The following is a 13,397-nucleotide window of genomic DNA, read 5'->3' as shown; positions in this document are numbered from 1 at the left end:
CCCCCCTTGGGGAGAATCGATCCCCCGCGCACCACTTGCCTGACGCCTCGCATGCACGCTCGCCATCCGATCCGTTGCGTGCGCCGCCCAGTAATTGTAGCGTATCACCGGAGTTTGGGGACTACCGATAGCGCGAAGGAAAACCGAGGGCGCGAGCGGAGACGGCGCGGCGTCGGCGGGATGGTGATTCAGCGTCGCGGCGGGCGTCTGCGCCGAGTTCCGCCGCGGTTTGGGGGTTGCGGGGGCCTGCTGCGACCGTGCCCCGACTCGCGCGGCGGGTCTTCGATTTTCGGCTCCACCCATGCCGCGGTTGCAACGTCCGGAGAGGTTCGCCGAGAAAGTCGGCAGGTCTTTCCCTCTCCACAACGTTCCTTTTGCGCAATTTGCAGCAAGAAGCTCTCGGCGGCGGTGTCCGGCATTTCGTAGCGATCCAGGACGCGGAGAGCCAGTCCGCGGAGGTGTCCGAAATGCCTCGCTTCGCCGCGCTCTTCCACCCAGCGCGGTCCCTTCAGAATCAGTAACCGGTCGAATTTTCCCCAGTGGGGTTGGACCCAGTAGAGAATCTTCGAAAGCGGGGCCACTGCACGAAAGAGGAGAGAATTGAACTCCCAGCGTCCTTCCCTAAGGAATTCTTCGATTCGGCCGTGCAGGACCGGCACCGGCAAGCCCAACTGCGACACGATGTCGTGCACCACCCGGGCCTTTTTTGCCACGGTTTCGCACAGGAAAACGCGAAGGTCCGGACGGAGGATGGTCAGTGGGACCCCGGGCACGCCGCCCCCCGTTCCAACGTCGACCACGATTTCGTCCGGTTGAATCGCCCGAGCAAACACCCAGGTGTCCAGGAGATCGCGACGCACGAATTTTGCAACATCGGTGTGCCGCGTCAAATTGATCTTTTCGTTCCAGCTCCAAAGAAATCGGCAGTAGGCCGCCAGCAAGTGGGCCTGTTGCGCCGTCAACTCGATTCCGAGATCACGAGCCGCGACCTGCAACGCATCACCGCTCACGGAATCCGCGGAAGAATCGTTCATGCCGAGTTTTTTCTAACTGCCTTTCCGCCCCTAACCGCTGCAAAACCCCGTGAACCGCAAAACTTAGGGGTTTTGGGGTAATGACGGCGCCTCGCTAGGGCAACCCGATATCTGCGGGCATTGTTTCGCGAAAAACCTGCCGATCGGCGAACGTGAGCGCCGAATGGAGCCAAGCGTTCGAAATCGCAAACCCGAATCAACCTCATTCAGGATAGACGGTTACGAATGAAATCCAGCCCGTTCAGCAGATCAGCCTGCATTTCAGGATATCTGAACCAAATCGAACAAACTCGCGAAATATCTCCACGGGCTTAACGCGATTGTCCCACAGTCGGCACCATGCGGCAAGGAACGCCAGGGGATGGAAGATACGGGTTCCAAGCACGGAAATGTCAGCTTTTCGTGGTCAAAGTACCTCACAAACACGCAGATCGTCCCTAAATTTAGGTGGCCGGGGTTCAAAAAACGGCGTTGAATAGCGTATAGTTAACTAAACAGGCAAAGGCCCCCCCTCGGCAAGAGGGGCTTCCGGTGCGACCCTGGTAGGCGATCCGTGGTTGGTACGCGCCGAAGATTTTGGAGCGCTTTGCAGTTGTCGGTTGAAAAAAATCCAGCAAATTTTCGCCTTCGCCGAAACCGTTCGGCACTTTGGGGATTAATGATTTAAGGAGACGGGGGGACGGAATTCCAAAATCCCGGCTCCGTGTGCCATTGATCGACGGTAAAAAGAGACAAAAATTGGACCGCCGACGGATGCCGCCGTCCGGTTCAAACCTACCTGGACGATTCCCTCCGCGTTTCCGGAACAGATATGCGAACTAAAGCTCTCGACGCCTGTAGGGGCGGAGGGTGTTTATTTTGTACGGAAGACGACTCATGGATCGTCCCGCTTCGGGCGGATTTCGCCGCTTGATCTCTCAGGGAGTGGAGAAGGTTCCCATGCTGAATCTCAGTTCCTCGCAACTGATGCAGCTCGCTGCACGATTTGAAGAATTGCGACAGACGCTGTCTCAGCCCGAGCGGAGTTCGCTTTGGGAGAAGCGTCTGGGCTTCTGGGCGACGGCGGCGGACCGCAACCTCCCCCTTCCGGTCATCACGAAAACTCTGCGAGAAATCGTTTCGTCCGATCTTCGCAGCATAGCCGCCACACCCGGCATCGGCCAAAAAAAACTGGGCGGACTGCTGATGTTGCTGGAACGGGCGGTGGCCACGAATCCCGCCATGCTGCCGCAAATGGAGGCCGCCGCGCAACTGGAGGAGGAGGGCCAAAAGAAAATCGCCGACTTCGATCTCTCCCAAATTAATGAGGTCGTTTGGAGCGAGTGGCGCGACACCGTCCGCAGGCACCGCCTAGAAACCTTGCCCTTGGGTCGTCTGGTCTCCTCCCTTCGCTCGGTTCCGCGCGTGATGTGGGAAGTGCCTCTTGGGGAATTTGCGGGCCTATCGCTCAACGAACTGTTCGCGCGGCGGGCATTCGGTGAGAAGCGGTTGCGCGCCGTTTGGGAGGTATTCAGGACGGTCCACCAAACGCTTCACGGTGTGGAACCGGATGCCGCCGTCGGCTTTACGTTGGCGATTCGTCGCGTCGTCAATATTCAAAATTGGATTCTGGACACCTGGCAATCCGGCGAAATCCCCTCCGCAGAGCAACTCCGTGAACGATTCGTGCTGCCGATTTTCGAACAATTGCGTCAGGACTGCGTTCCCCAGGCGGTGGACCTGGCGGAGCAGCGGATCGGCCTACACGATGCGCCCCGGAGCGTCCAGCGCTTAGCCCGTGAATTCCATCTTACCCGCGCCAGAATCTACCAACTCTTCGACGATCAAGCCTCGGCGCTTCGGGTACGCTGGCCGGTGGGCAGAGGTTTTTCGCAAGTGCTGTACGGTTTCATCGAGTACGAATCGCAGCGGCGGATGATGCCTTACGATCTGACGCAACTGGGCGTGATGCTGGAGGTGCTCTTTGCTCGGCCCGGCGCTCGCCGCGAAATCGTGACCGCCAATCGTCCCGCGGGTCTGGCCCCGGGCTTCATGCAGGGTCAGGCATTGGATCATCTCAACTTGAGCGACGAGGTCGATCTGGAGCTTGATCCCGAAGCCGTCAACGACGTGGTGACGACCGGGCATCATACCCAAACGATTTGATGCCGCTTTGACTCCGCGCCGTTTCGAGTCGCGTCCCGGACTAGGGAAGCAATTTGGCGATCGCTCGTTCGATTTCCTTTTCGACGCCCGGGTAATAGCCGACCCACATCCCGCGGATCACCCCGCCGGAGTCGAGTAGGACCGTAGTGGGATAGCCTCGAAACCCCGCCGCTGCGTCCACGCTCCTTCGAGTCACGGCGTCCGGATCGTAATAGACGCTCATATCGACGCCTTCCTTTTGCAGGAAGGCCCGCGTCTCGCTCCGCAGTTTTTCCACGTTCTCCCGGTCGCCGGACCCGCACGAGACGGAGAGAAACCGAAACTCGGGGCGGTATTCATAGCGCTGCGCCAGCGCGGCCAGGTGGGGGAACTCTTGGCGGCAGGGGGGGCACCAGGTGCCCCAGAAGTTGAGCAGCACCACCTTGCCCTGAAGGTCGCCCGCCTGCACCGGACCTCCGCCTCCCGTCAGCGGTTTCAGGGCGATCGTGGAAAGCGTCTTGCCCACGCCGGGGTGTTGCTCGCCCGCTCCTTCCAGATTCGGGTTCAACAGAGAATACCGCCAAATCACCAACGCGAACAAACCCAGGACGCAGATCATGGAGACGGTGCGAAGCACGTCGAAGAGGTCCCAGGAGCGTCTTTCGCGAGGCTCGGTTCCCGGTTCGTGCCAACCGGGAGCGGAGGGCGTTTCGGATGCCATGTTCGCTTCCTTCCTCCAAAGAATCGGTCGAATGGGAGGGCAACAAGGCCGCCGGTTGCCAACGCGTTGCCCCTGAATTCTACCCCAAGTCTCAGTCGCAGGCCCGGAAAAAATGACGGTTTTGCCGCGCCTGTCATTCCTTCCGCAAAACGGCGATCAAACTGGACCCGCGGCGAAAGGGCGGAGGCTCCTCCAACGATCCCCGTGCCAGGTGCCTGCGAAGGGCGGCCTCCAACTTCGCCCCCTCCCCCGCGAACAGTCGTTCCAGAAAACGGTTGAGCGGTCGCGGCGGCAAGCGAAAGTCGGTACCTTCCCGTCCCGCCGACCGGCATCGAAAAGCCGTCCAGCGCCGAACTGTTCGGATGATCGGGTAAAGCCGAGCGCAATAGTAGCTGCACAGCCAGGGAATCAAAGGCCGCCCTCGCCACAACGCCCGCAAACTTCCCAGCGTGTAACGGCGATAATGCCCAAAGGCCTCGTCGTGCGGACTCCACAACTCGGGATCGGCCGGAACGGTAATCAAGAACACGGCCCCGCTTCGCGCCGCCGCCGTGACCTCATCGAAGAGCCTCTGGTCGTCGGCGACGTGCTCCAAGACATCCAACATCAAAAAGGCGTCGCCTTCCGCGAACCGTGTTCCCAATGCAGCGGGGGCCTCGCCCTGAATGAACTCGACGCTCGGAAATCGCCTTCGGGCAGGCACGAGGGCTGCCGCCGCCGGATCGATCCCCACGCCCCGATAGGGAGGAACCAGCGATGCGATGTTGGCCCCCGTCCCGCAACCGATGTCGATCACCAAGGCGCCGGGCGGAATCAACAGCGACAGAAGTCGCTGCACGATCCGACGCCGCGCGGTAAACCACCAATGCCGCTCTTCCAGTTGCGCGTGGACGTCGAATTGGGCATCTTGCACAAGCGCATCCTTCGCGGAATCGGCTCGAATGTCGATCACGGCCGAATGGCCGATCTTGTTCCCGATCATCCCGGGCTATCGAAAAGTCTCCACCTCGTCCCGCGGTGAGACGACGGCGGCACGTCTATCCCGCGCCGGGTACGGACGCTTCATGCCGCTCGGGCGATTCCGCCGCGCCCTTTTTGCGCGGTTCGGCAGACCGGCCCAAGCATCGCCCGATCTGCCGCACGGCCTGCCGCAACCGATGCTGATTCTCGATCAGGGCTAATCGGAGATAACCCTCGCCGGTCGGTCCGAAACCGCCGCCGGGACTAACGGCGACATCGGCCTCTTCGAGCAGTTTCATCGCGAAGTCCACGGACGGCATGCGACTGGCCCAAGGCTCCGGAATCTTGGCCCAAACGAACATCGTCGCCTTAGGACGCTCGATGTCCCAGCCCAATCGCTCCAACCCGTCGCACAACACATCGCGGCGCCGCTGATATTCCAGGGCCTGGGCTTCCACGGCGGCGTCGGTCTTCCGCAAGGCCACGATGGCCGCCACTTGGATCGCACGGAACATGCCGTAGTCGTAGTATCCCTTCACGGTAGCCAGGGCGCGGACGATTTCGGCATTGCCACAGCAATACCCGACCCGCCACCCCGCCATGTTATAACCCTTGCTCATGGTCGTCAGTTCGACGCCGTATTTCATGCCGTCGGCCAACGTGAGCAGGCTGGGGGCTTTGTAGCCGTCGAACGTGATGTCGGCATAGGCCAAGTCGCTGACGATCAAGAAGCCGTACTTCTTGGCCAGTCGCACCAAATCGACGTAAAAATCCCTTTCCACGACCGTGGCCGTCGGATTGTGCGGGAAATTGGCCACCACAAGCTTGGGCTTGGGAAATAGGTATTGGCAGGTGTAGGCGATATTGCTCAGGAAAAGCTCGGGCTTGGTGACGTCCAGACTGATGACGTTGGCCCCCGCCAGGATTACGGCGTAAGTATGGGCGGGATAAGAGGGCGCGGGCACGATGGCCGTGTCCCCCGGTCCGAGCAAGGCCAAGCACAAATGGCTGAAGCCTTCCTTCGAGCCCAAGCAGACGATGACCTCGTTCTCCGGGTCCAATCGCACACCGTGCTGCTTGTAATACTTCGCGGCCACCTCGCGGCGGAGGTTTAGGATGCCTCGGGCCTCGGAATAACCGTGGTTATCCGGGTCGCGGGCGGCGGCAGCCAACTTCTCGATGACAATGTCTTGCGGAGGATCGCTGGGGTTCCCCATCCCCAGGTCGATAACGTCGGCGCCCGCCCGACGCTTCTCGTACATCAATTTGTTGATCCGCGCGAACAGGTACGGCGGCAGACGATGAACTCGATCCGCCACCGCAATACGGAATTTCTGCGTCGCCTCGGTCGGACCGATCGGCGGTTCCACTTCGCGATTCTCAGCGTGCATAAGCAGGACGACCTGAATCTATGCCGATGTTATTTAGGCAATTCCGGAAAGGACCGACCCGACCCCGGTCGGGTTCGCGCCGACCCGGTGCCGAGCCTTCGGGGACACCGGCGGATACTCCGCGCCTTAGGCCGGCAGCCCATTGGGGGCACGCCCCGACGCTGCCGCCCATTCTCGACATTCTATCCGCTTCGCCGGCTTCTCACGAGGGCGAAAAAGATGCATCGCGGGGCCGGCGGTTGCCGCCGCGCTCGACGACCGACAAAACGTCTCCCCGAGAGGGCGATCGCCCGACGGAACTCGCGGGGTTCCCGCGGACGGTAATCCGACTAGTCGGCCAACGGTTTCAACGTGACGGTCCGGAATTGAATGCGTCCCCCTTCGGACTGCAAACCGATCGGTCCCGCCGCCACGTCCAATCCTTCGGCCTCGTTGACCTTCTGGCCGTTGATCCAAAGCGTGAGTTTCGGCCCGACGAGTTCGATCTCGTATCGGTTCCATTCGCCCGGCGGATTCTCGGCGGCCTTGATCTTTCCGACGCCGACGAAATCGCCGATCTTCTCGTGGCCGGTGATCTTGCGGAAGCGTGCCGGATCGCCGCGGAGGGCCGCCCCGTAAAACGCCCAAATATCGCCCGCGCTCCCGCTTTGCAGTTGGGCTTCCACGCACTTGGGAAGGAAGGAAACCGGGTCGCCGGCGATCCGCAGCAAGACGCCGCTGTTGCCGGGTTCCGTCCCCGGTTCCCAACGCCACTCCACCGTAAGCCGGAAGTTCTTGTATTTACCTTTGGTGAACAAATAGCCGAGCGGTTCGCCCTGCGTGACCAGCAGGCCGTCGCGCACCGACCAAACGTCCTCGATCTTCTTGCCTGGATCGATCACGAAAAAGTCCCAACCGTCGAGATTCCGCCCGTTGAACAGTCGGACCTCACCCGCCGTGGAATCGCTGCCTGCGGAAGGTTCGGCCGGGACATTGCCCGCAAGGCCGATACTCAGAACCAGCGTCAATACGACCGAAAACGTGCGCAACATCGAAGCTTCTCCTCTCAATGGATTACTCAAAACGTTGTCGATAATGCCCATGCGCAACGCCGTGATACCGGCACGGTTCATTCTTGCGAATTCCGCAGGACTCGCAACCGGATGTTCCGAAACTCGATCGGGTCGCCTTCCGCCGTGAGGCAAATCCTGCCGGGAACCGTTTCGCACCGCGTGGCGAGGTTGACCGGACGACCGTTGATAACCAGTACGACCTCGTCCCCTCGCACCGTGATTTCGTAGGCGTTCCATGCGCCCGCCGGTTTTTCCGCCGCTTCGGTCTTGGAGAGATGGGTCAGTTTTCCGAAGACGGCGTGCTCACGAACTTCGAGGCGATCACTCGGCCCCCGGAAGGCGAATCCCCCCAGTCCCCAAAAGTCGCCCGCGTCCGGGGAATTGATTTGGGCTTCCAAGCTCTTGGGCCAGATGCGATGCGGTCCGGTGGTCCGCAACAGGACGCCTCCTCGGCCCGCCTCACGTGGAAATCGCCATTCCAAACGCAATTCGAAGTCCGAGAACTCGCGTTGCGTGAATAGGTATCCCCGTGGGGTGCCGGCACATTGGAGGACGCCGTCCGCGGTCAACCGCCAAACTTTTCCCACCGGCACGTTCGCGTCTTCGCAGAACCACCCCCAGCCCGGTATCTCACCGGAAGGATCTTGGGCGGGAACGAGATCGACCCAGTTGTTTTCCGACGTGCCGGTATTTTCCACAGCCCGGGCGGATAACGTCGGCAAGCAGGCCGTCGCTACCAACAAGAGGATTATGCGATGGATATTCATGGCTTGGCCCTTTTTTGCCGAAATCGACGCAGAGCTGGAATCGGGTAACGGTCACCTTCAGAGGGCATCGCCGGGTCCCGGCAACCACGACCCACGGTCGTCGCCGGGGTCGATGAACGTCCCGCTGCGCACCCGGGGGACCTGTAGTCTAACGCGACGCTCCGCCGCTCTCAAGCATCGCAAAAACTTGGCTCGCCGGCGTCGGTGCGAGTGAACGCGCCTTCCAAAAGCATCGGAAGCCGACCACCTTGGGGGAAGCCGGCTTCGATGGCAGCTTTTTCGACTCTAGAGCGTGGAACCGCAACAGGGCAAGCGTATCCCACGAAACAAGGAAGACGCCGTCTCAGCCGTAAACGAGCTGAAGGCAAGCTCACGGCGTGACGGCTTAGGAAGGACCGTCCCGCCGGGACTCAGCTCATTGGGCGGCAGGGGCAGGGGCTTCGGCCGGAGCGGCAGGCGCTGCGGCAGGGGCGGCCGCTTCGGCGGCGGGAGCGCAGGGGTCCACGACGCAGCAAGCGGCGGCCTTGCGGGCGTGCAAACGGCCCAGCAAACCGCAGTGCTTCGGAGCGCAGGCAGGCTCACAAGCCGGTTCACAAGCCGGTTCACAAGCGGGCTTTTCGCAAGCCGGTTCGCAGGCTTCCGGGGCGCAGCAGGCCTTGGCGGCCTTGCGGGCGCGAATCTTGTCGAGCAGACCGCAGTGCTTCGGAGCGCAGGCAGGTTCGCAGGCCGGTTCACAAGCCGGTTCGCAAGCGGGCTTTTCGCAAGCCGGTTCGCAGGCTTCCGGGGCGCAGCAGGCCTTGGCGGCCTTGCGGGCGCGAACCTTGTCGAGCAGGCCGCAGTGCTTGGGAGCGCAGGCCGGCTCGCAAGCCGGTTGGCAAGCGGGTTGTTCGCAAGCCGGTTCGCAGGCGGCCGGGGCGCAGCAGGCCTTGTGGCCGCGCAGCACGCCGGCGTTCGCGTAAATGGCGGCGCTCACGAGGACGCAAACGGCCGCGACACCAGAAATCATCAGTCGGTTCATTACTCGGACCTCCTAACACAGGAACCCAAAACAAAGGTGACACTACTGCCGTCGCGAGAAATCTCCCCAGCGACGGCCCGCAGGTACGGGGGCTGCGACCACGGTGTACAACCCTTGCTGTCGCCGATGATCCGCCGCGCCCTGTTTAAGCGGCGACACGGCAACAGACACTTTCTTCCATACCTAGTTTCCTTAGATTAACAGCTCAAATCCCGTTGTCAAGGGTGCGGGTTGGGTAGGAAATCATAAATCGGAGGTCTGCAACGATTCCATCGTATGAAACGTGTGCGGTGTGTAGGGTAAACAAGAAACTTTTGTCGATTTTGCTTCAGCGATTTGAGCAACCAACGCTGAATTGAGGGAAAAAGTTAATCTGGATAACTTGGTGAATATCTTTGCCCGCAGTTCTGCGGACAAGTCCCCGCCCCGGCATTTCCGGAAAGACAGACTTTATCTCTCACGTCCATGCCGCCATTGGACGCAACAGACCGTGACCGGAATCGGAAGTCCACCTCATGATGCGGCTCCACCGACCGGGGATTTCCTCCCGATACCCGACAAACCGCCTCAAACGCGGTTGACCGACACTGCTTGTATTCGGTATTACCCCAACCGCACCGCCGTCCTCGGATTCCGCGGAATTCCGGCGATCGGCGACTTGCGCGAATACGATGCGTGGTTTCCCGGTGGAGCGATTGTTCTCGACCGGGCTGAACGTTCGATTTCATCGCTGTGCCGGCTCCATCCTTATGACCATCGCCGCATTCGAATCTGATCCACGGACCGCGGGGACCGCAATCCGCATTCAGGATAGTGACGGCAGTGTCGCCGCCGGGTTGATCGTGAAGTTGTTGGGGCTTCTCTTCTTCCTATGCGTGCCTTTGGCGGGGTGCGCCGAGCGGCAGGTGTATCGACCCTCCAAATTACCCGTCGAATTCCAAGCCAAGCCGGTACCGGATCTGCGGAACATTCCCTTGCCGCAATTCTCGGACCAAAGCGTTCCCAGCGACGTCATCATGTCGGGGGACGTTCTTCAGGTGACGGTGGCCACGGACTTGGAGAGTCGGCCGAACCCCGTGCCCGTCCGCGTGGACGACCTGGGGATCATTCGGGTGCCGTACATCGGCCCGGTCCAAGTGGGCGGGTTGCGATTCGCGGAGGCGGAACGCGCGATTGCGGCGGCGGCGGTGGAGCGCGACGTCTTTCGGCATCCTACCGTTACCGTGATTCGCAGCCAGCAACGGACCTATCAGGTGACGGTCGTCGGGGCGGTCAACAAGCCGGGGGTTTACAATCTGCCGGCATCGAACAGCAATCTCTTATCCGCCTTGGTGGCGGCCGAGGGGCTGAATACCAAGGCCGGCCCGGTCGTCGAGATTCGCCGCGCCGAAAGTTCCGAATCCTCGGCCGAGCGGCCCCCCCTGACCGCGGACGCCGGATCCGCGGACGGTTCATTTGACGGCGTGCGGCCCGCCGGTTGGAGCGACTCCAGCCCGCTTCGCGTGCGGCAGATCAATTTGACGTCACCCGACGGCGGCTCGCCCCGCGAGTATCGCCTTGCGGACGGCGACGTGGTGAACGTGACGGAACGCGAGGCCCTGCCGTTCTTTGTGGACGGCCTGGTGGCTAAACCCGGAGCCTACCCCATGCCGCCCGATCAACCCATCCGCATCTTGGACGCCGTCGCCTTGGCCGGCGGCAAGAGCAATCCTTTGGCGGACAAGGTCTGGATCGTACGGCATGTGCCGGGTCGAGAGGAGCCGGTACTCATCAAGGTCAGTTTGCGGCGGGCCAAGGAGGATTCGCAAGAGAATCTCTTCGTGGCGGCCGGCGACGTAATCTCCATCGAGGAGACGCCCGGCACCTTCATTTACAACCTGCTGAAAGGCTTCGTGCATATCGGCGGCTCCGTGCCGCTCAATTGATTGCGACGGAAGACAGGCATGCCCGACTCGCTTTTGCCCGCTACCATGCTTCCCGACTCGACCACGCACTTGGTCCACGCGGCCATGCAGTTCGCGGCGGCGGTGCGACGCCGTTGGCGCGTGGTGGCCGCCGTGCTGTTGGCCGCCGCCCTGCTGGGCGCCCTGTACTACGCCACGTCCGAACGGATCTATTCCGCCAAGGCGGAACTGCTTATTTTGCAGACCGGCGAGAATTCGCTCTCGCCCACCATCGAGGTCCAGTCCAATCGCGACGACAGCCTGATGCCGACGTTCGTCAACCTGATTTCCAGCGCGAAGGTCTTGCAAGGCGCCTTGAAACGATTGGCGCCCGAGGATATCGCCGTCGATCTGTCGCCGGATTCGCCCGAACAATGGATCAAGCAATTGCAAATGCGTCTCTCGGCGGCGGCGGTATATAAGACCAATATCATCACCGTCACCTACGAGTCCAAGGATCCCTCCGCGGCGGTTCGGGTGGTCAATGCGGTGGTCGATTCCTATCTGGAATTCATGCGCGAGACGCATCAGGGGACGGCCGCGGAGATCGTGCAAACCTTGAATAAGGAAAAGGATGACCTCAGCGTCCGCCTCAGTGAAAAGGAGCAACAACTTCAAGACCTCAGCCGGTCGCTGGGCGCCCTGGATTCGGGCGGCAGCGGCCAACTTCTGCATCCGCTCGTGGAGCGGGCCAAGGCCTTCAACGCCTCCCTGATCGAAGCTCAGAAGGAACGCGTCGAACTGGCGGCGTCTCTGGCCGCCCTGCAAGCTGCGATTCGAAACGGCGAAGACCTGCGGCAGTATCTGAACACCATGTCGGACGCCGTGGGGCGGGAAATGCTTTTGAACAGCCTGGGCTTCAATCCCCAGGATGCCACGGCCCGAGCCGAAGCCGAACGACGCATCCTGGAGGATCAAGTGGCCCTGAATGCCCTACGGGAACACCTGGGCGACAACCATCCGCGGGTCCAACAGCTCTTGCAGCGAATCGCGGCCAATCAAATGTACCTTCAGGGATTCCAGCAGCGACTTCGCGACCGTCTGAACACCATCGAAGCCGACGAGCTTGGGCCGACTTTGTTGGCCCTGATGCGGCAGCGCTTGGCCGAATGCGTGGAAAAGGAAAACTCGCTGGCGGAGCAGTACGAAATCGCTCGCGTGGAAGCCGGACAATTGGCCGGCGGACTGGCCCAGATGGAGATGCTGAAGAACGACATCGCGGGTTTGCGCGAGTTGTACGGCGGCCTGGTGAAACGGCTGACCAACATCGAACTGACGCGCGACTTGCGGGCATCGCTGATCACCGAACCGGTTGAAAACCGGACTCCGGTCTCTCCGAGCCTGTCCCGCACCGTCGCCATGGTCATGCTGCTGGGTTTGGGACTGGGTTTGTTGATCGTCTACGTGCTGGACGTCATGGACGATCACTTCCGCTCCGTCGAGGAGATTCAGTGGCAACTGAAGACGCCGGTCCTGACCGTGGTGCGAGAAATGGCCGCTCGAAGCGGCAGCGGGGCCGCGGCCATCGAGGTGGCTCAAGACCCCACCGGCGCCGCCAGCGAGAGCTTTCGCACTCTTCGCACCGCGATCGCCCTGCACGACGAACGCACGGAGCGCATCATCGTCACCAGCGCCGAACCGGGCGACGGCAAATCGACCGTCGCCGTCAATCTGGCCGCCGCGTTTGCCCAAAGCGGCAAACGCACGCTGCTGATCGACGGGGACCTCCGCCGTCCCGGCCTTTCCACGCTGCTGGGATTGCGGGGTCGCGAGGGTCTCTCCGAAGTCCTTCGCGCGGAGTCCCCCGCCGCCGAATCCGCTCCAAGCCGAATCCGCCGCGACGTGATCCCCGGCCTCGACGTTTTGCCGTGCGGCGCCCGACCCGTCAATCCCGCCGAATTACTCGCTTCCGCCCGGATGAGCGAACTGCTGACCTGGACGGAATCGACGTACGACCAAGTCATCATCGACACGCCGCCGGCACCGTTGGCCAGCGACACGATCATCTTGGGGCGCATGGCCGACGGCGCGCTGCTGGTCACGCAACCTCTCAAGAACACCCGGCGCACACTTTTCCGGGCGATCGAGCACCTTCGAATCCTCAAGGTTCCGCTCATCGGATTGGCAGTCAATCGTTTGCCGGGAGATGAACAAGCCCGATACGCGGGCTACTCCGGCGACTATTACGGTGCGGAGGCCGAGGAAACCCTGCCGATGCCGCCGACGGAGACCGATGCGGAGGGCGGCGCCGATACCGCTGCCCGGCCAATCGCCGCGGAAGAAGCACCGACCGAGGCATCCACGCCCGTCCGCGGTCGCATCGTGCCGCGGCGCGTCGCCTGATTCCGTCGGCGTCGGTGAGCGAGTCGATCAAAGTCACGGATTCG

Annotated in this window: 10 protein-coding genes; 3 read left to right on the top strand and 7 right to left on the bottom strand. The window is 61.7% G+C overall.

Going from position 1 to position 13,397, the window contains the following annotated elements:
• Positions 1-188 precede the first annotated feature (188 nt).
• Complete coding sequence (gene rsmG / locus ACYQ6J_RS12950) at positions 189-1,034, bottom strand: 16S rRNA (guanine(527)-N(7))-methyltransferase RsmG (RefSeq protein WP_460184601.1); 846 nt, start codon at positions 1,032-1,034, stop codon at positions 189-191.
• A gap of 876 nt (positions 1,035-1,910) precedes the next feature.
• Between rsmG and ACYQ6J_RS12945 the strand changes: the two genes are divergently transcribed.
• Positions 1,911-3,179 carry a hypothetical protein gene (locus tag ACYQ6J_RS12945; RefSeq protein ID WP_460184600.1) on the top strand — a complete coding sequence of 423 codons (1,269 nt, stop codon included), beginning with the start codon at positions 1,911-1,913 and terminating at the stop codon, positions 3,177-3,179.
• A 40-nt stretch (positions 3,180-3,219) separates the two neighbouring features.
• On the opposite strand, the gene ACYQ6J_RS12940 is transcribed toward ACYQ6J_RS12945, so the two are convergent.
• The 6 genes from ACYQ6J_RS12940 to ACYQ6J_RS12915 form a co-directional block, all read right to left on the bottom strand.
• A complete protein-coding gene (locus tag ACYQ6J_RS12940) occupies positions 3,220-3,879 on the bottom strand; it encodes a TlpA family protein disulfide reductase (RefSeq protein WP_460184599.1) in 660 nt (219 codons plus the stop codon).
• A 133-nt stretch (positions 3,880-4,012) separates the two neighbouring features.
• The gene (locus ACYQ6J_RS12935; RefSeq protein ID WP_460184598.1) at positions 4,013-4,861 is read right to left on the bottom strand and encodes a class I SAM-dependent methyltransferase; all 849 of its coding nucleotides are present in this window, start codon (positions 4,859-4,861) and stop codon (positions 4,013-4,015) included.
• Between the two features lie 55 nt (positions 4,862-4,916).
• Positions 4,917-6,230, bottom strand: a complete 1,314-nt coding sequence (locus ACYQ6J_RS12930; RefSeq protein ID WP_460184597.1) for an aminotransferase class I/II-fold pyridoxal phosphate-dependent enzyme — start codon at positions 6,228-6,230, stop codon at positions 4,917-4,919.
• Positions 6,231-6,559: 329 nt separating this feature from the next.
• The gene (locus ACYQ6J_RS12925) at positions 6,560-7,261 is read right to left on the bottom strand and encodes a 3-keto-disaccharide hydrolase (protein WP_460184596.1); all 702 of its coding nucleotides are present in this window, start codon (positions 7,259-7,261) and stop codon (positions 6,560-6,562) included.
• A gap of 77 nt (positions 7,262-7,338) precedes the next feature.
• Positions 7,339-8,049 (bottom strand): 3-keto-disaccharide hydrolase, encoded by a 711-nt coding sequence (locus ACYQ6J_RS12920; RefSeq protein ID WP_460184595.1) that lies wholly within the window; start codon positions 8,047-8,049, stop codon positions 7,339-7,341.
• A gap of 415 nt (positions 8,050-8,464) precedes the next feature.
• Positions 8,465-9,067 (bottom strand): hypothetical protein, encoded by a 603-nt coding sequence (locus ACYQ6J_RS12915; protein WP_460184594.1) that lies wholly within the window; start codon positions 9,065-9,067, stop codon positions 8,465-8,467.
• A gap of 671 nt (positions 9,068-9,738) precedes the next feature.
• Here ACYQ6J_RS12915 and ACYQ6J_RS12910 point away from each other — a divergent pair.
• Together ACYQ6J_RS12910 and ACYQ6J_RS12905 are read left to right on the top strand one after the other, a co-directional pair.
• Positions 9,739-10,992, top strand: a complete 1,254-nt coding sequence (locus ACYQ6J_RS12910) for a polysaccharide biosynthesis/export family protein (protein ID WP_460184593.1) — start codon at positions 9,739-9,741, stop codon at positions 10,990-10,992.
• Positions 10,993-11,010: 18 nt separating this feature from the next.
• Positions 11,011-13,353 (top strand): polysaccharide biosynthesis tyrosine autokinase, encoded by a 2,343-nt coding sequence (locus ACYQ6J_RS12905; protein ID WP_460184592.1) that lies wholly within the window; start codon positions 11,011-11,013, stop codon positions 13,351-13,353.
• Positions 13,354-13,397: the final 44 nt, after the last annotated feature.

This window comes from Thermopirellula anaerolimosa, assembly GCF_054657335.1.
The sequence above is the reverse complement of the archived record's forward strand: the minus strand, read 5'-3'. Positions and strand labels throughout refer to the sequence as shown.

What these genes read in the sequence shown, in the direction of transcription:
- ACYQ6J_RS12915 (WP_460184594.1), bottom strand. Translation starts at nt 9,067, where the DNA reads ATGAACCGACTGATGATTTCTGGTGTCGCGGCCGTTTGCGTCCTCGTG.
- ACYQ6J_RS12925 (WP_460184596.1), bottom strand. Translation starts at nt 7,261, where the DNA reads ATGTTGCGCACGTTTTCGGTCGTATTGACGCTGGTTCTGAGTATCGGC.
- ACYQ6J_RS12945 (WP_460184600.1), top strand. Translation starts at nt 1,911, where the DNA reads ATGGATCGTCCCGCTTCGGGCGGATTTCGCCGCTTGATCTCTCAGGGA.
- ACYQ6J_RS12935 (WP_460184598.1), bottom strand. Translation starts at nt 4,861, where the DNA reads ATGATCGGGAACAAGATCGGCCATTCGGCCGTGATCGACATTCGAGCC.
- ACYQ6J_RS12905 (WP_460184592.1), top strand. Translation starts at nt 11,011, where the DNA reads ATGCCCGACTCGCTTTTGCCCGCTACCATGCTTCCCGACTCGACCACG.
- rsmG (WP_460184601.1), bottom strand. Translation starts at nt 1,034, where the DNA reads ATGAACGATTCTTCCGCGGATTCCGTGAGCGGTGATGCGTTGCAGGTC.
- ACYQ6J_RS12910 (WP_460184593.1), top strand. Translation starts at nt 9,739, where the DNA reads ATGCGTGGTTTCCCGGTGGAGCGATTGTTCTCGACCGGGCTGAACGTT.
- ACYQ6J_RS12940 (WP_460184599.1), bottom strand. Translation starts at nt 3,879, where the DNA reads ATGGCATCCGAAACGCCCTCCGCTCCCGGTTGGCACGAACCGGGAACC.
- ACYQ6J_RS12930 (WP_460184597.1), bottom strand. Translation starts at nt 6,230, where the DNA reads ATGCACGCTGAGAATCGCGAAGTGGAACCGCCGATCGGTCCGACCGAG.
- ACYQ6J_RS12920 (WP_460184595.1), bottom strand. Translation starts at nt 8,049, where the DNA reads ATGAATATCCATCGCATAATCCTCTTGTTGGTAGCGACGGCCTGCTTG.